17 protein-coding genes are annotated in these 16,613 nt (G+C 72.1%); 10 read left to right on the top strand and 7 right to left on the bottom strand.

Annotated features, from left to right (window positions below; genetic code table 11):
- Positions 1-100: 100 nt before the first annotated feature.
- Positions 101-787, bottom strand: a complete 687-nt coding sequence (locus tag OIE53_RS15775; protein WP_327022305.1) for an IclR family transcriptional regulator — start codon at positions 785-787, stop codon at positions 101-103.
- A 49-nt stretch (positions 788-836) separates the two neighbouring features.
- Between OIE53_RS15775 and leuC the strand changes: the two genes are divergently transcribed.
- From leuC to OIE53_RS15755, 4 genes are all read left to right on the top strand, one after another.
- On the top strand, positions 837-2,282 hold the full coding sequence (leuC, locus tag OIE53_RS15770) for a 3-isopropylmalate dehydratase large subunit (RefSeq protein WP_327022304.1): 1,446 nt from the start codon (positions 837-839) through the stop codon (positions 2,280-2,282).
- 14 nt (positions 2,283-2,296) lie between these two features.
- Positions 2,297-2,884 carry a 3-isopropylmalate dehydratase small subunit gene (gene leuD, locus OIE53_RS15765; protein WP_327022303.1) on the top strand — a complete coding sequence of 196 codons (588 nt, stop codon included), beginning with the start codon at positions 2,297-2,299 and terminating at the stop codon, positions 2,882-2,884.
- Positions 2,885-3,056: 172 nt separating this feature from the next.
- A complete protein-coding gene (locus OIE53_RS15760; RefSeq protein ID WP_327022302.1) occupies positions 3,057-3,719 on the top strand; it encodes an HU family DNA-binding protein in 663 nt (220 codons plus the stop codon).
- Between the two features lie 125 nt (positions 3,720-3,844).
- A complete protein-coding gene (locus OIE53_RS15755) occupies positions 3,845-5,779 on the top strand; it encodes an endonuclease/exonuclease/phosphatase family protein (protein WP_327022301.1) in 1,935 nt (644 codons plus the stop codon).
- A 23-nt stretch (positions 5,780-5,802) separates the two neighbouring features.
- Here the strand turns inward: OIE53_RS15755 and OIE53_RS15750 are convergent, their stop codons facing one another.
- From OIE53_RS15750 to cofC, 4 genes are read right to left on the bottom strand one after another with little or no spacing between them, the layout of a single operon-like run.
- Positions 5,803-6,735 carry an NUDIX hydrolase gene (locus OIE53_RS15750; protein WP_327022300.1) on the bottom strand — a complete coding sequence of 311 codons (933 nt, stop codon included), beginning with the start codon at positions 6,733-6,735 and terminating at the stop codon, positions 5,803-5,805.
- Positions 6,736-6,739: 4 nt separating this feature from the next.
- Positions 6,740-8,959: an RNA degradosome polyphosphate kinase gene (locus OIE53_RS15745; protein ID WP_327022299.1), complete on the bottom strand. Its 2,220-nt coding sequence runs from the start codon at positions 8,957-8,959 to the stop codon at positions 6,740-6,742.
- Positions 8,960-9,012: 53 nt separating this feature from the next.
- The gene (locus tag OIE53_RS15740) at positions 9,013-9,210 is read right to left on the bottom strand and encodes a cold-shock protein (RefSeq protein ID WP_327022298.1); all 198 of its coding nucleotides are present in this window, start codon (positions 9,208-9,210) and stop codon (positions 9,013-9,015) included.
- Between the two features lie 59 nt (positions 9,211-9,269).
- Complete coding sequence (gene cofC, locus OIE53_RS15735) at positions 9,270-9,899, bottom strand: 2-phospho-L-lactate guanylyltransferase (protein WP_327022297.1); 630 nt, start codon at positions 9,897-9,899, stop codon at positions 9,270-9,272.
- A gap of 122 nt (positions 9,900-10,021) precedes the next feature.
- On the opposite strand from cofC, the gene OIE53_RS15730 reads away from it, so the two are divergent.
- Genes OIE53_RS15730 through OIE53_RS15710 form a run of 5 tightly spaced genes read left to right on the top strand, consistent with a single transcriptional unit; the run spans position 10,022 to position 14,804 of the window.
- Positions 10,022-10,756 (top strand): lysophospholipid acyltransferase family protein, encoded by a 735-nt coding sequence (locus OIE53_RS15730; RefSeq protein WP_327022296.1) that lies wholly within the window; start codon positions 10,022-10,024, stop codon positions 10,754-10,756.
- Positions 10,753-11,751, top strand: a complete 999-nt coding sequence (locus OIE53_RS15725; protein WP_327022295.1) for an NAD(P)H-dependent glycerol-3-phosphate dehydrogenase — start codon at positions 10,753-10,755, stop codon at positions 11,749-11,751. Before OIE53_RS15730 ends, OIE53_RS15725 begins: the two co-directional genes overlap by 4 nt.
- 4 nt (positions 11,752-11,755) lie before the next feature.
- Positions 11,756-12,904, top strand: a complete 1,149-nt coding sequence (locus OIE53_RS15720) for a cystathionine gamma-lyase (RefSeq protein WP_327022294.1) — start codon at positions 11,756-11,758, stop codon at positions 12,902-12,904.
- Positions 12,901-13,719, top strand: a complete 819-nt coding sequence (locus OIE53_RS15715) for a putative protein N(5)-glutamine methyltransferase (RefSeq protein ID WP_327022293.1) — start codon at positions 12,901-12,903, stop codon at positions 13,717-13,719. The genes OIE53_RS15720 and OIE53_RS15715 overlap by 4 nt, the downstream gene beginning before the upstream one ends.
- Before the next feature lie 38 nt (positions 13,720-13,757).
- Positions 13,758-14,804 carry an ROK family protein gene (locus tag OIE53_RS15710; protein ID WP_327022292.1) on the top strand — a complete coding sequence of 349 codons (1,047 nt, stop codon included), beginning with the start codon at positions 13,758-13,760 and terminating at the stop codon, positions 14,802-14,804.
- A gap of 100 nt (positions 14,805-14,904) precedes the next feature.
- On the opposite strand, the gene OIE53_RS15705 is transcribed toward OIE53_RS15710, so the two are convergent.
- Entirely contained in the window at positions 14,905-15,105 is a 201-nt protein-coding gene (locus OIE53_RS15705; protein ID WP_327022291.1) for a DUF397 domain-containing protein, read from the bottom strand.
- Complete coding sequence (locus OIE53_RS15700) at positions 15,105-15,953, bottom strand: helix-turn-helix domain-containing protein (protein ID WP_327022290.1); 849 nt, start codon at positions 15,951-15,953, stop codon at positions 15,105-15,107. Before OIE53_RS15700 ends, OIE53_RS15705 begins: the two co-directional genes overlap by 1 nt.
- Positions 15,954-16,178: 225 nt before the next feature.
- Between OIE53_RS15700 and OIE53_RS15695 the strand changes: the two genes are divergently transcribed.
- On the top strand, positions 16,179-16,511 hold the full coding sequence (locus OIE53_RS15695; protein WP_393337201.1) for a hypothetical protein: 333 nt from the start codon (positions 16,179-16,181) through the stop codon (positions 16,509-16,511).
- Positions 16,512-16,613: the final 102 nt, after the last annotated feature.

The raw sequence follows: 16,613 nt of genomic DNA, 5'->3' as shown, positions 1-16,613 counted from the left end.
GCGGCATCTGTCGATCTTCAAGCTGCCGCCAACCTCATGATCAACGGGGGCAGCGCGGGGGCAGCGCGGGGGCAGTGCGGGGGTGGGGGGTGGGGGTGGGTTAGAGGCCGGAGAGGCGTTGGCCGGCTCTCACTACGGCCATGGCGTGGCGTTCGCCGGGGCGGCGGCCGAGGCGTTCGATGGGGCCGGAGATGCTGATGGCGGCGATCACCCGGCCGGTACGGTCGCGGATCGGGGCTGAGACACTGGCCACACCGGCCTCGCGTTCCGCGACGCTCTGCGCCCAGCCTCGGCGGCGTACCTCGGCCAGGGTGCGGCCGGTGAACTTGGCCCGCGGCAGCAGTGGCATGACCGCCTCGGGTGGCTCCCAGGCGAGCAGGATCTGGGCCGCCGACCCGGCGGTCATCGGCAGCACCGAGCCGACCGGGACGGTGTCCCGCAGGCCGCTGGCCCGTTCGGCGGCGGCCACGCAGATCCGTTCGTCCGCTCTGCGTAGATAGAGCTGGGCGCTTTCGCCGGTGGCGTCCCGCAACGCGGCCAGCAGTGGCTCGGCCGCGGTCAGCAGGACGTCCGGCGCGGCATTGGCCAGCTCGCCCAGGCGAGGGCCGGGGCGCCAGCGGCCCTGGGTGTCCCGGACGAGCATCCGGTGGATCTCCAGGGCTTGGGCCAGCCGGTGCGCGGTGGCTCGGGGCAGCTTGGTGCGTTCAACGAGTTCGGCCAGGCTGGCGCCGTCGACACAGGCGGCCAGGATGACCACCGCCTTGTCGAGAACGCCGACACCGCTCATACTGTGTCCCACAAGCCGAAATTTACCTCCCAGAATTTAGGATGTCCAGATGGTGGGAGCCACTACTCAGCCGAGAACCTTGGCCGAGAAGGTCTGGGACGCGCATGTCGTCCGGTCTGTCGAGGGAGAGCCCGATCTGCTCTTCATCGACTTGCACCTGCTGCACGAGGTGACCAGCCCGCAGGCGTTCGACGGGCTGCGGCTCGCCGGTCGGCGGGTGCGTCGTACCGACCTCACCCTCGCGACCGAGGACCACAACACCCCGACCGGGTACGCCGATCCGTCGTTCCAGCAGCGCCGTGGTGACCTGCTCACCATCGCTGACCCCACCTCGCGTACCCAGATCGAGACCCTGCGCCGCAACTGCGCGGAGTTCGGCGTGAAGCTGCACCCCCTGGGCGACGAGAACCAGGGCATCGTGCATGTCATCGGTCCGCAGCTCGGGCTCACCCAGCCCGGCATGACCATCGTCTGTGGCGACTCGCACACCGCCACCCACGGCGCCTTCGGGGCCCTGGCCTTCGGCATCGGCACCAGTGAGGTCGAGCACGTGCTGGCCACCCAGACGCTGCCGCAGGCCCGTCCGAAGACCATGGCGGTCACCGTCAACGGTCAGCTCGGCCCCGGTGTCACCGCCAAGGATCTGGTCCTCGCGCTGATCGCCAAGGTCGGCACCGGTGGCGGTCGCGGGCACATCGTCGAGTACCGCGGTGAGGCCATCCGGGCGCTGTCCATGGAAGGCCGGATGACCATCGCCAACATGTCGATCGAGTGGGGTGCCAAGGCCGGCATGATCGCGCCGGACGAGACCACCTTCGCGTACCTGAAGGGGCGGCCGAACGCCCCCACCGGCGCCGACTGGGACGCGGCGCTGGCCTACTGGCGGACCCTGCCCACCGACGAGGGGGCGACCTTCGACGCCGAGGTGATCCTGGACGCATCGGAGATCACGCCGTTCGTGACCTGGGGCACCAACCCGGGGCAGGGCGTTCCGCTGGGCGCGGCCGTGCCGGACCCGGAGGACTTCACCACGGACGCGGAACGGGCCGCCGCCCGTCGCGCCCTGGAGTACATGGACCTGCGACCGGGCACCCCGCTGCGTGACCTGGCGGTCGACGTGGTCTTCGTCGGCTCCTGCACCAACGGCCGGCTGGAGGACCTGCGTGCCGCCGCGGACGTGCTGCGCGGTCACCGGGTCGCCGAGGGCGTACGCATGTTGGTGGTGCCCGGCTCCGCCTCCGTACGGGAGGCCGCCGAGGCCGAGGGGCTGGACAAGGTCTTCACCGACGCGGGTGCCGAGTGGCGCTTCGCCGGGTGCTCGATGTGCCTGGGCATGAACCCGGACACCCTCTCGCCGGGGCAGCGCTCCGCCTCGACCTCCAACCGGAACTTCGAGGGCCGCCAGGGCCGGGGCGGGCGTACTCACCTGGTGAGTCCGCCGGTCGCCGCCGCGACCGCAGTGGTCGGCCGACTGGCCGCTCCCGCCGATCTGTAGAAGGGCTGCGACAGATGGACAAGTTCACCGTGCACACCGGCACCGCCGTGCCGCTGCGTCGGTCCGACGTGGACACCGACCAGATCATCCCGGCCGTCTACCTGAAGCGGGTGACCCGTACCGGTTTCGCCGACGGGTTGTTCAGCGCGTGGCGGGAGGACCCGGGATTCGTACTCAACGATCAGTCTTATGCCGGGGCGTCGATTCTCGTCGCCGGTCCGGAGTTCGGCACCGGGTCCTCCCGCGAGCACGCCGTCTGGGCGCTGCGCGACTACGGGTTCCGAGCCGTGATCGCACCCGGCTTCGGTGACATCTTCCGGGGCAACGCGCTCAAGGAAGGGTTGCTTCCGGTAGAGCTGGAATTGAAAGCGGTCGAGGAAATCTGGGGTCTGGTCGAGGCCGACCCCGACACCTCGATCACCGTGGACCTGACCACCCGCCAGGTCCGGGCCGGCACCTTCACGTGGTCGTTCCCGCTCGACGACTTCAGCCGCTGGCGGCTGATGGAGGGCTTGGACGACATTGGACTCACCCTTCGGCACGAGGAGCAGATCAGCACCTTCGAGACCACTCGGCCGTCCTTCCTGCCCCGGGTCGCATAGCCGTTCGCCGGGTCTGTTCGCCGATTCCGCCCCCACCGGTGCCGCCGGTGGGGGCGAATCCGTTACGACACAAGGGCTTTTTTCCACCGAATGTTTGTGTCCCGGCAGCACAGGGCATACCGTGCGCGCAGAATGGCTCGCGTCGAGTCAGTTGCACAATCAGGAGGAAGTCGTGAACAAGGCCGAGCTCATCGAGGCGCTCGCCGTTCGCCTGGGGGACCGGAAGACGGCGACGGCCGCGCTCGACGCGGTCCTCGCTGAGGTCCAGGCGGCGGTCACCAAGGGCGAAAAGGTGGCGATCACCGGATTCGGAGCGTTCGAGAAGCGTGTTCGTGGCGCTCGAACAGCGCGCAACCCGCGCACAGGCGAGGCGGTGAAGGTCAAGAAGACCTCCGTCCCGACCTTCCGCCCAGGCGCCGGGTTCAAGGAGATGGTGGCCAGCGGCAAGGTGCCGAAGGCCACGGCGGCGGCGAAGAAGGCAGCCGCAACCACCGCCAAGACCACCGGCGCGAAGGCTACCGGTGCCAAGGCGACCACCGCGAAGAAGACGACCGCGACCAAGACCACCACCACGGCGGCCAAGACCACGGCGGCCAAGAAGACCACCGCGACGAAGACCGCGGCGGCCACCAAGAAGGCCGCACCGGCGAAGAAGGCCACCGCGACCAAGACCACGGCGGCCGCGAAGACCACCACGAAGAAGGCCGCACCGGCGAAGAAGGCCACCGCGACCAAGGCCACCGCGACCAAGACCACCACGGCGGCCAAGGCCACGGCGGCCAAGAAGGCCCCGGCGAAGAAGGCGCCGGCCAAGAAGACCACGACCCGGCGCTGACCGGCCGTACGAGCAAGGGCGCCCGCCTCGGTGGTGGGCGCCCTTTGCCGTGCGCGGACCGCACCGCACTGCCCCGTTGACCGACGCGCCGCCTGGCACCAGAATCGCCGCACACCCTCGGCGAAATGAGGACCGTGTTGCGTCGTCGCCACCTCGGTACCGCCACCCTGGCGTTGGGTCTGCTCGTCTTCACCGACGTGCTGCGGGTCTTCCTGCCGTCGGTCATCACCATCTTCGGGCAGGCCGCCTCGACCCCGGCCGAACTGCTCGGTGCCTTCGCGCTCGGCTGGTTCGTGCTCGCCCTGGCCGCACCGGCCCTCGTAGCCCGGGTCGGTGCCCGTCCCGTCGGCCTGGTGGCGGTGGCCGTACTCAGCGCCGCCCGGCTGGCGTTGACCGCGACGCCCGGGGGTCGTACCCAACTCTGGTTGGCCACCGCAGGCCTGCTGGCCGGGCTGGTGTGGCTGGCCGCCATCGCCGGCCCGGTCAGCCGACCGCTGCCCGGGCTGGTCCTCGGACTGACCGCCGGGGCGCTCGGCCAGGCCTTGACCGGTACCCACGACCCGGTGTGGTGGGGACGCTGGGAGGCCTGGCTGCTGAGCCTTTTCCTGGTGGGGTCCTTGCTGGTGGTCGCCTTCGCCGCGAAACCCGAATCCGGTCGGCCTGAGGACGACACCGAGGCGCTACCGCCGGGCCGGAGTTGGCTGCTCGTCGGGCCCGGGTTGCTGTTGGGTGGCATGGTCGCGTTGTCACCGGCGGTCGCGAGCACCGCGATGTCCTTCTGGCTCGGTGCGGCCGGCACCGCCGGCACCCCTCTGTTCGCCCTGGCACCCCTGGCCGCCGCGGTGGCGCTGTTCGTGCTCTGCGCGTTGACCCCGCCGCCGAGCCGTCCCCTGTTCCCGGTGCTGCTGCTGGCCGGGGCGCTGCTGTTCGGGTACGGGCCACCGGGGTTCCTCGGTGTCGCGATGCTGCTCACCGCAGCGGGGCTGGGCGGCTGCCTGGCCCTGGCCGCCGCCGACCGGGGGCGGTCGACCGCTGCCCGTCGTGGGTACGCGGCGACCGGCGGCATGCTGGTCTTCGCCCTGGCGGCGGTGCTCTACTACGCCGCCTACGACATCGGCTACCCCAACGGCTGGCTGCCCGCCCTGGTGGCGGCGATGGTAGGGATCGTCGCGCTGGGCGGACGGCGGCGACCTGCGACAGCGGCCCCCGCTGCCCCGCCGCCGGTACCCCTCGCCACCGGACGATCGGGGTGGCTGGTCGCCCCGATGGCAGCCCTGTTGGCCGCCGTGCTCGCCCTCGTCGCCGCGGCCGTGCAGGGGCCGTGGCTGGTGGCCACCAACCGGGGCGGGCCACCCGAGCAGATCCGGCTGGTGGCGTACAACATCCGGATGGGCTTCGGCCTGGACGGGCGGCTCGACCTGGCCGCTCTGGACCGGGCGGTCGGGCGGGCCGACGTGGTGCTGCTCAGCGAGGTCGACCGGGGCTGGCTGCTCAACGGCGGTCACGACACCCTGCACCTGTTGGCGAACCGGCTGGATATGCCGTACGTCTTCGCGCCCGCCGCCGGGGCCCTGTGGGGCGATGCGGTGCTGAGCCGGTGGCCGGTCCAGCGGGCCCGGACCCGTACGCTGCCTGCGGTCGGCGCACCCACCGGTGCCCAGGCCCTGGGGGTGACGGTCGACTTCAGCGACGGCGTACGGCTGGCGGTGGTGAGCACCCACCTGCAACCCCCACCGGGTACGGATCCGGTGGTGCAGGCCCGGGTGGTCGCCGAATTCGCCACCGGGTACGCCGAGGGTGGGCCGCTCGTCGTCGCCGGTGACTTCAACACCGAGCCGGGTGATCCGGCCTTCACGGCCCTCACCGACGCCGGGCTGGTCGACGCCCTGGCGGCCGTACGCCCGCTGCCCACCAGCCCGGCCGACGACCCGCGTACCCAGATCGACCACATCTTCGTCTCCCCGGACCTGTCGGCCACCGACCCGACCGCCACCCCGAGCACCGCCAGCGACCACCTGCCGGTAGCCGTCACCCTCAAACTGCCACCGGCCCGGCCGTAACGGCCCAGCCGTGCGGGAGGGATTCAGAGGCGGTCGGCCGCTAGCAGGCGGTCGCCGGTGAAGGTGAGCAGCCAGCCGCCGCCCTTGCCGGTGGCGTAGTCGCCGGGCTGGCCGGCGAGCCGTTCCAGCGCGCCGGGGATGACCTTGCCCTGGCTGCACGCCGCTACGGACTCGCTGTTCGCCGCTGATGCGGTCAGTGCTGCCGCTACGGCCAGGGCGCACTCGTCGGCCTGCTGGCCGGCGCGGGGCTCGTCCAGGTCACCGCTGATCTCGATCGGCAGGTCGAGCTGCGCGGCGGCCGGGTCCAGGGTCTGCACGCATCGGCGGGGCGAGGCGGAGAGCAGTCGGGTGGGACGGACCAGCGCGATCAGCGGCGCCAAGGCGTGCGCCTGCGACCAGCCACGGGGGTCCAGGGGGCGGCCGGTGTCCGGGCCGGACCAGTCCAGTCGCCGACCGGCGTGGCCGTGGCGGACCAGCAGCATGGTCGCGGTCACGCGGGGCAGCGCGGCGAAGGCGGCCAGCACCTGGTTGTCGTGCGGGTAGCTGACCAGCCGCATCGCATCGTCCACCCCCAGCCAGCGCACCTCGTCGACCTCGGTGCCGGGTTGGAAACCGCCCGTGCCGACCGCCCGCATCGACCAGTAGTCGACCGTCTTGTCCAGGCCCTCGCTGCGGTACCGCACGCTGGGCAGGCGCACCTGGGGTACCGCCTGGGCGTCGGCCTCCTCGGCGACCTCCCGGACTGCGGCCAGCAGTGCATGCTCGCCCGGCTCCAGCTTGCCCTTCGGCAACGTCCAGTCCCCGTACCGGGGGCGGTGCACCAGGCACACCTGGACCCCGCCGTCCGGTGCCGGTCGCCACACCACCCCGCCGGCCGCTCGGATCTCGGCCACGCCGGCATCGGGTTGCAGGGTACGCCGACGGCCGGGAAGCGCCGGATCCTCCTCCTCGACCATCTGCTCAGCCTATTGCCCGGGCGGCTCGTCCGGCGGTGCCCCCGACCCGATGCAGCAACAGATCCTGTAGATGGTCCAGGGGCGCCGCGGGAGTGCCGCTGCGCCGGATCCAGCTGCCGTCGGCGGTCAACTCGAACGCCTCGACCTCCGGGCTCATCGCGGCCTGGAGCACGTGGTCCAGTTCGGCGCGGGCCACCGGGTCGCTGACCTGGACCAGTGCCTCGACCCGTCGATCCAGGTTGCGGTGCATCAGGTCGGCCGAGCCGATCCAGAACTCGGCGTCACCGTCGTTGCCGAAACGGAAGATCCGGGAGTGTTCCAGGAACCGGCCGAGGATGGAGCGGACCCGGATGTTGTCCGACAGCCCCGGCACCCCGGGACGCAGGGTGCACATCCCCCGGATGATCAGGTCGACGTGTACCCCCGCCTGGGAGGCCCGGTACAGGGCGTCCGTGATGGCCTCGTCGACGAGGGCGTTCACCTTGAACTGCACCAGGGCGGGCCGGCCGAGCCGGACCTGGGCGATCTCCCGTTCGATCCGCTCGATCAGACCCCTGCGTACCCCCTGGGGTGCCACCAGCAGCCGCCGGTACGCGGTCTGCCGGCTGTAGCCGGTGAGCACGTTGAACAGGTCGGTCAGGTCGGCGCCGATGTCCGGGTCGGCGGTCAGCATGCCGAAGTCCTCGTAGAGGCGGGCGGTCTTGGGGTGGTAGTTGCCGGTGCCGATGTGGCAGTAGCGCCGGATCTGGTCGCCCTCCTGGCGTACCACCAGGGCCGTCTTGCAGTGGGTCTTGAGGCCGACCAGCCCGTAGACCACGTGGCATCCGGCCCGTTCCAGGGTGCGGGCCCAGCCGATGTTGGCCACCTCGTCGAAGCGGGCCTTCAACTCGACCAGCACCACCACCTGCTTGCCGGCCGCGGCGGCCTCCACCAGGGCGTCCACGATGGGGGAGTCCCCGCTGGTGCGGTACAGGGTCTGCTTGATGGCCAGCACGTTCGGGTCGGCGGCGGCCTGCTCGATGAAGCGTTGCACGCTGGTCGCGAAGGAGTGGTACGGGTGGTGCACCAGCACGTCCCCGTCGCGCAGGGTCGCGAAGACGCTGCGGGGCACCTCGCCCTCGGCCAGCCGGGGATGGGTGGCCGGTACGAAGGGAGGGTCCTTCAGGTCGGGGCGGTCCGCCTCGCCGTAGAGCTGCCACAGGGCGGACAGGTCGAGCAGCCCGCGGACCCGCAGCACGTCCTGGCGGTCCATGTCCAGTTCCCGGACCAGCAACTCCAGCATGTGGTCGGAGATCGAGTCGGCGACCTCCAGCCGGACCGGGGGACCGAACCGGCGCCGGGCCAGTTCCCGTTCCAGGGCCTGCAGCAGGTCCTCGTCGCGGTCCTCGTCGACCTCCACCTCGGCGTTGCGGGTCACCCGGAACAGATGGCACTCCACGACCTGCATGCCGGAGAAGAGTTGACCCAGGTGGACGGCGATGAGGTCCTCCACCGGCAGCACCCGTACCCCGGGCTGGTCCCGGTCGACCCGGACGAACCGGGGCACGTTGTTGGGCACCTTGACCCGGGCGAACAGCTCAGGTCCGCCGTCCGGGTCGCGCACCGACACGGCCAGGTTGAGCGACCGACCGGAGATGTACGGGAAGGGGTGGGCCGGGTCGACCGCCAAGGGGGTGAGCACCGGAAAGATCTGCTGGCGGAAGTAGGAGTGCAGCCGGTCCCGCTCACGGTTGCCGAGGTCGGACCAGCCCAGCACCCGGATGTCCTCCGCCGCCAGCGCCGGCAGCACGTCGTCGATGAGACAGGCGGCGTGCCGGGCCACCAGGGTGGCCGCCTTGGCGGCGACCAGTTCCAGTTGGGTACGCAGGGGCAGCCCGTCTCCGCCGCGTACCGGCAGCCCGGCGGTGAGGCGCCGTTTCAGCCCGGCGACCCGCACCATGTAGAACTCGTCCAGGTTGCTGGCGAAGATGGCGAGGAACTTGGCCCGCTCCAGCAGGGGGGTGCGCCGGTCCTCGGCCAGGGCCAGGACCCGGGCGTTGAAGTCGAGCCAGGACAGCTCCCGGTTGAGGAACCGGTCCTCCGGCAGGGGGCGGTCGGGCCGCGTCTCGGGGGGTTCCGGCAGGGCCGGCCCGGGGCCGGGGTCCAGCACCTCCGCCAACCCGGAGGAAGCTGCCGCAGGGTCGGGTCGGTCGGGATTGTCCGGGCCTTCGCGAGGGGTGCTCACCTGCCCATAATCACCCGGTCACGGTTAACCCGAACTGAACTTGAGCTGGGAGGTCAGGACATCGTCGGGATGGTCACCCGGACGACGACACCCTCGCTGTCGGTTTCCACCCTGACCCGCTGACCCAGGCGCAGCAGCCGCAGCCCGGAGGCGTCGAACGCGGGAGCCGGGAAGGGCAACTCCGTGCCGTCGTCGAGCAGCAGCAGGCCGCTGCGGGTCGCCGCGTCGAAGGTAGCCACCGTGCCCTGCATGCCCAGCACCGTACACGCAGCCGCCGCCCAGCCGGGGGCAAGCCCGCCGCCAGCGCCGCTCAGCCGGTCAGGCAGTCGGCGGTCAGGGCAGCGGTGCGGGGACCGAGCCCGAGCCGGGCCGCAGCGGCCAGGTCGGCGGCGGTGTCCACATCCCGGCGCAGGCTGGGCCAGGCGGCGGTGAGCGGCCGGGCCCCGCTGCGCGCGTGCGCGGCGGCCGAGCCGGGCCCGAAGCGGGGATCCAGGGGTACCCCGGGCGGGGCGGCCAGCAGCACCGTGCCGGTCCCGGGGCAGTCGCTGACGAAGGACCGGAGGTGCGGCGGGCCTGTCCGGGCGGCGTCCAGAGCGGCGGCCAGTTCGGCCGGACGCAGGGCGGGCAGATCGGCGGTGAGGGCCACCACCCACCCGTCGACCCCGGCCGCGCCGTGCCGGAAGGCGGCGTTCAGGCCGGGGGTCGGGGGGTCGGGCAGCACCCGGGCGTCGATCATCCGGGCCAGCAGGCTCACCTGGGGGTCGTCGGTGACCACCCGGATCTCGGCCACCCCGGGACAGGCGCGCACCACGTCCAGGGTGTCGGCGATCAGGGCCAGGGTCAGCTTCTCGTGAGGTACGCCGGGCACCCCGCCGCGCAGCCGGGTCTTCGCGGCGGTCAGACGCTTGACCGGTACCACCACGGTCCATGGCTGACTCACACTGTCATCCTGCCAGCCTTGCATCGGTACCCTCACTGGCCGTACCAGGGTCGAGCAGGCATGATTTCGGCTGCGGGCGTCACCGGTTCCTCCGGTGGGCGGGGCTGGTACGAGGAGGCACGGTGGGTCAGCGCAGGCTGGGGTTCTGGCAACGGGTGGCCGTGGTGCTGGTCAAGCCGGTGATGACGGTCTGGACCCGGCGTACCTGGCGGGGGATGGAGCACCTCGGCACCGAGGGTCCGATGATCATCGTGGCGAACCACATGTCGCATGCCGATCCGTTGGTCGCCTCCCACTTCATCTACGACTCCGGACGGTGGCCGCAGTTCCTGGGCAAGGCGAGCGTGTTCAAGGTCCCGGTGATCGGCTGGATTCTGCACCGGTGCAAGCAGATCCCGGTCGAGCGGGGGACGGTCGACGCGGCCAAGTCGCTGGACGCCCTGATCAAGGCGCTCGGCGAGGGTGACGCCGTGATCATCTACCCGGAGGGCACCATCACCCGGGAACCGGACCTGTGGCCGATGAAGGGCAAGACCGGGGCCGCTCGGCTGGCGTTGGCCACGGGTGCCCCGGTGGTGCCGGTGGTGATGTGGGGCCCGGAGCGGATCTTCGACCCGCGCCGGGGCCGGCTCAGCCTGCGGCCCCGGATCCCGGTGACCGTGGTGGCCGGGCCGCCGATCGACCTGAGCCGGTGGGCCGGTGCCGCTCCCAGCCGGTCGGTGCTGGAGGAGATGACTGACGTGATCATGCTGCGGCTGCGGGACATGCTGGCCGAGATCCGAGGTGGCACCCCACCGCCGCTGTGGCAGCGCAACGGTCGGGCCAACGTCGAGCAGCGTCCGGAGGCGACGGCGTGAGTGGGCACGTGGCGGTGCTGGGCGCCGGGTCCTGGGGTACGGCGTTCGCGAAGATCCTGGCCGACGCCGGCCGGGAGGTGACCATCTGGGCCCGCCGACAGCCGATCGCGGACCTGATCCGTACGGAGCGACGCAACCCGGAGTACCTGCCGGGGGTGCTGCTGCCGGAGCGGGTCACCGGCACCGGCGACCCCGTAGAGGCGATCAAGGGCGCCGAGATGGTGGTGCTGGCGGTGCCCTCGCAGACCCTGCGGGGCAACCTGGCCGAGTGGGTCCCGCACCTGCACCCCGACGCCACCCTGGTGTCCCTGATGAAGGGCATCGAACTCGGCACCACCAAGCGGATGAGCGAGGTGATCGTCGAGACCGCCCAGGTGGCGGCGGACCGGGTGGTCGTCGTCTCCGGCCCCAACCTGGCCCCGGAGATCGCCGCCGAGCAGCCGGCCGCCACGGTGGTCGCCTGCACGGACTCCGACCGGGCCACCCTGGTGCAGCGCTCCATCACCACGCCCTACTTCCGGCCGTACACCAACGACGACGTGATCGGCTGTGAGCTGGGCGGGGCGGTGAAGAACGTGATCGCCCTGGCGTACGGCATCGCCACCGCGATGGGCTTCGGTCACAACACCCGGGCCATGCTGGTCACCCGAGGGCTGGCCGAGACCGCCCGGCTGGGGGTGGCCCTCGGCGCGGACCCCCTGACCTTCGCCGGGCTGGCCGGCATGGGTGACCTGGTGGCCTCCTGCTCCTCGCCGTCGGCCCGTAACCGCACCTTCGGCGAGCACCTGGGGCGGGGCGCCACCCTGGAGGAGGCGCGGGTGGCCACCCGGCAGACCGCCGAGGGGGTCAAGAGCGCCCTGGCCATCCGCGACCTGGCCCGGGCCCACGGGGTGGAGATGCCGATCACCGAGCAGGTCGAGCTGGTCTGCCACGAGGGGGTCGACCCGCGGGTCGCGGTACGCGCTCTGATGAGCCGTACCACCAAGCCGGAGTGAGCGGATGAGTGAGGGCGGGTTCGCGCAGCGGCCTGCGGCCGACGGCGACGGCGACGGCACCCGGTGTGTGCGGGCCGGGCTGCCCGCCCCGGAACCGGGCCGACCCTTCCTGCCGGGGCCGGTCTTCGCCGCGCCGTACCATCTGGACCCCCGGCACGGGCCGGAGGCGGCGGCCGACGGGTACGGACGCCCGGACAACCCCACCCGGCGGCTGCTGGAGGCGGCGATCGGCGAGCTGGAGGGCGGCGAGTGTCGGGTCTTCGCCAGCGGCCAGGCGGCCATCACCGGGCTGCTGCTGGGGCTGCTGCGCGCCGGTGACACCGTGGTGCTGCCGGCCGACGGGTACTTCCCGGTCCGGGCCTTCGCCACGGACACCCTGGCCGGCAACGGCGTACGGGTGCTGCTGGCACCGACCGCCGGGCCCTACCCCTCCTTCGAGGGGGTACGCCTGGTGCTGGTGGAGACCCCGGCCAACCCGGGACTGGACGTGGTGGACCTGCCGGCGCTGGCCGAGCGGGTGCACGCTGCCGGTGCCCTGCTGGCGGTCGACAACACCACCGCCACCCCGCTGGGACAGCGTCCCCTGGATCTCGGTGCCGACCTGGTGGTCGCCTCCGGCACCAAGGCCCTGACCGGGCACTCCGATCTGCTGCTGGGTTACCTGGCCACCCGGTCGGCGGAGCTGGTGCAGCGGTTCACCACCTGGCGTACGGCCACCGGGGCGGTGCCCGGGGCCTTCGACGCCTGGCTGGCGCACCGGTCCCTGGCCACCCTGGACCTGCGCCTGGCCCGGCAGAGCGCCAACGCCGAGGCCCTGGCCGGGCTGCTGGCGGCCCGTGCCGAGGTGACCGGGCTGCGGTGGCCGGGCCTGCCGGCGGATCCGGCCTATCCGGTGGCCTCGCGTCAGCTGCGGCGGATGCCCGGGGTGCTCTCCTTCGATCTGGGTACCGCCGAGCGGGTGGCCCGCTTCCTGGAGGCGGCCCGGCTGGTCGGTGCGGCCACCTCCTTCGGTGGCCTGCACACCACGGCCGACCGACGGGCCCAGTGGGGTGACGACACCTCACCCGGTTTCGTCCGGCTCTCCTGCGGGGTGGAGGACACCGCCGATCTGATCGCCGACGTGTCGGCCGCCCTGGACGCCGCCGCTAGATGATCGACGTCTCCTCGGCGGTACGGGACGCCACGGTCGACCGGCTCCGCCGGGCCGGCTGCGTCTGGGCCGAGGACGAGGCACGGCTGCTGCTCGAGGCGGCCGACAGCCGGCAGAACCTGGCCGCACTGGTCGACCGACGGGTGGCCGGGGAACCGCTGGAGTACCTGCTGGGCTGGGCCGAGTTCTGCGGCGAGCGGATCGTGGTCGTACCCGGGGTGTTCGTGCCCCGGGCGCGTACCGCCCTGCTGGTCTCGGCGGCCGTGGCGGTGACCGGGCCGGGGGCCAGGGTGGTCGAGCTCTGCTGCGGCTCCGGCGCCCTGACCCGGGCCCTGGCGCGGCGGCTGCGCGCCCCCAGGCTGCTGGCGGCGGCCGACGTGGACCCCGCCGCGGTGGCCTGTGCCCGCCGCAACCTGGCCGAGTTGGCCGTGCCGGTCCGCACCGGTGACCTGTTCGAGGCCCTGCCGGGGGCCTGGCGGGGCAGCCTGGACCTGGTGGTGGCGAACGCGCCGTACGTGCCCAGCGCGGCCCTGGAGCTGCTGCCGGCCGAGTCGCGCCGGTACGAGGCCCCGGTGGCCCTGGACGGTGGGCCGGACGGGTTGGCGGTGCTGCGCCGACTGGCCGAGGAGGCGGCGCGCTGGCTGGCCCCGGGTGGGAACCTGGTGGTGGAGGTCGGCGAGTCCCAGGTCGACCCGCTGGCGGCCGTACTGCGGGCGGCCGGACTGATCCCGACGACCGTCCGGAACGAGTCGCTGGGGGCCACCGCGATGACGGCCCGCCGGCCGGTCGACATGGCGGGTAGCGGGTTGGAGAACTAGCCTCACGTCAGAGCGGATCGGTGGGAGGCGGTTGGCGGGTGGCTGGCACAACGGTGGTCGTGGGCATCGACAACGGCGGTACGAACAACAACGCCACAGTGCTCACGGCCGATGGGCGGTTCCTGGTCGATCACCTGGTGGAGACCCCCAGCGAGGTACGCGCCGGACCGGAGGCCGCCGTCGAGGCGATGGCCGGTTCCTTCGCGGAGGTCCTGGCCCTGACCGGGGTGTCCCGCGACCAGGTGCAGGCCGTCGGGCTGGACACCCCCGGTCCGGCCAGCGCCACCGGAGTGATCTCCGCTAAGGGGTCCACGAACTTCTCCCAACCGGCCTGGCGGGGCCACGACATCCGCAGGGCCCTGGAACGCCGGCTAGGGCTGCCGGTGGTCTACCACAACGACGGCAACGCCGCCGCCCTCTACGCCCACCACGTCCACTTCGGCGCCGAGGCCATGCAGCGGTCATCCGTGTCGGCGATCGTGGGCACCGGGCTGGGCGGTGGTCTGGTCGAGCACGGTCGGGTGGTCGCCGGGGCGGCGGGAATGGCCGGTGAGCTGGGGCATGTGCACATTCCGCTGACCCAGGTGCTGGCCGCCGACCAGCCCGTGCCGACCTGCGCCTGTGGCTTCGCCGGTGACGTGGAGTCGGTCGCCTCGCTGACCGCGATCGAGCGCAACCTGCTGCCGTACTGGCTCACCCGGTTTCCGGACCATCCGCTGGCCGCTGAGCCGCCGGCCCGGGCGGCGAAGCTGGTGCGCGGCTACGGCGAGCGGGGCGACGAGCTGGCCCGGGAGATCTTCGCCCAGCAGGCGAGGGCCCTGGGGGCCCTGTTCACCATCGCGGCCAACTTCACCGACCCCCATGCGTACTTCGTCGGGGGTGGGGTGGTGGAGACCGGCCCGGAGTTCCGGGACTGGTTCCTGGCGACCGTACGCGGGCACACCGCGTTGCGGGACGAGCAGGCCGCCCTGGCCACCTTCGCGCTGGTGCCGGACCGCGACATGGCCGGGGCCCGAGGCGCCGCCCTGGCCGCCCTGGCGACCGTACGCGCCCTGCCGGCCCCGCCGCCGCTGGTCGGCGGCTGACGACTGTCCACGGACGCGGGGCTGACCGGGCCGGCGGTGCCCTTGACCGGCCCGGTCAGCGGTTCCGGGTGACTGTCGGATCAGGGAAGGGCCGATCGCGTCAACGCACCGGTGGTGCCCCGGCGAAGGCGGTCCAGGCGGCCGGGGCGAAGAACAGCAGCGGGCCCTGCGGGTCCTTGGAGTCGCGTACGGCCACCGCGCCCGGTGCCATCCCCACCTCCACACAGGCCCCCTCGTCACCGCTGTGGCTGCTCTTGCGCCATCCGGCCACCGCCGGGGTGGCGTTGGTCGTCGGTGTCATCAGCTACGTCCCTTCAGGATCGTGATCAGTTCGTCGCGGCTGGCCGCCGGGCTCAGCGCGACCGTCCGCAGGTGTTCCATGATCCTGGTGCAGGTGCGCAGTTCTGCGGGCCGGTCGAGGATCATCTGACCGGCCACCGTCTCCACCGAGGCGATGATCGGATCCTCCGGATCGGCGAATTCGAGGATGTGCAGCGAGCCCCGGGTGCCCCGGTGGTAGCCGGCCGCCAACGGGATCAGCTGGACGGTGATGTTCGGCAACTCGCTCATCTTGAGTAGGTGGCGCAGTTGCCCCTGCATGGTGGCCGTGTCGCCGACCGGGCGCAGCAGCGCGGCCTCGTCGATGATCGCGTCGAAGATCGGGGGTTCGTCACCGGTGAGGCGCTGCTGCCGGTCCAGCCGTAGGTGGACCCGCTCCTCCACATCACTGTCGCTGAGGGTGTGCGGGCCGCCCCGCATCACCCCACGGATGTAGTCGGCGGTCTGCAACAGGCCGGGCACCACGGAGGGCTCGAAGTTGGCGATGCCGGTGGCCTCCGCCTCCAGGGCGATGAAGTCGATGGTGCGCCGGTCCAGCAGGTACGAGTAGGACACCCACCAACCGGGCTTGCGGGCGTCCTTGGCCAGCGCGACGGCGGCCGCCACCTCGTCCGCCCCCACCCCGTAGAGGGTGAGCAGCGCGCGTACGGTGGCCGGACTGACCAGGGTCTGCGCGTTCTCGTAGCGGGACAGGGTGCTGCGGGTGCTGTTGATCTCGTCTGCCGCGACTTCGAGGGTCAGGCCGGCGGCCTCACGGTGCTGGCGCAGGGCGATGCCCAGCCGACGGGCACGGGCGGTCTTCGGAGCCATGAATCGATGATCGCACATATTTGAGACCGTGTACATGAGAAAACGCGTGTGGGAGTTGCATTCACAACCGTGATGGTGTCAGGCTGTCGTCAAGTCCTCACCATCGGTTGTCGTGGCGACGGTGATGGTGAGTGACCGGAGGGGATGGGGCGCGCGGCGGTCGGGTTATTCCCCCTACCCGGCCGCCGCGTGCCCTGCCATGAGCCCGTACCGGAAAGGGGGGCGATGTGCGCAGCGACCCTCGGGCAGTCTCGCGGCGGTCACGACGGACCCGGGTGGCGGCCGATGGCCCGCTTCCTGGTGGTGCTGACCGATGTCCGGCCGAATGTCGCCGGTGGACGCGACGAACGAACCGCCCCCGAGCGTCGCCGTCAGGTGGTCGGGGCGAGTAACCGGGAGGCCGCCGAACGGATCGCCGGCGCCTTCATGGCCCTGGGCATGGTGCGGGCCGGTCGGCAGCGGGTCAAGGTGCTCGCGATCGGCCGACGGCGTGCTCCGGGGCGGGGGAGCCGCCCGGTCGACCGGCTGACTGATTACTCACCGTATGGTGATGATTGACCGGATGTGCCCGCCTCGGCTTCTCGCAGGGTATCGGCAACCGGCTACGGCCACGCACAGTAAGGTCATCCGGGGAAGCGCCAGCAGTGCGTCCCGGAAAGG

Source organism: Micromonospora sp. NBC_01739, assembly GCF_035920385.1.
In the GTDB taxonomy this organism is placed as follows: Bacteria; Actinomycetota; Actinomycetes; order Mycobacteriales; family Micromonosporaceae; genus Micromonospora.
Note: the sequence above shows the minus strand (reverse complement) of the source record. Positions and strands in the feature narration are given on the sequence as shown.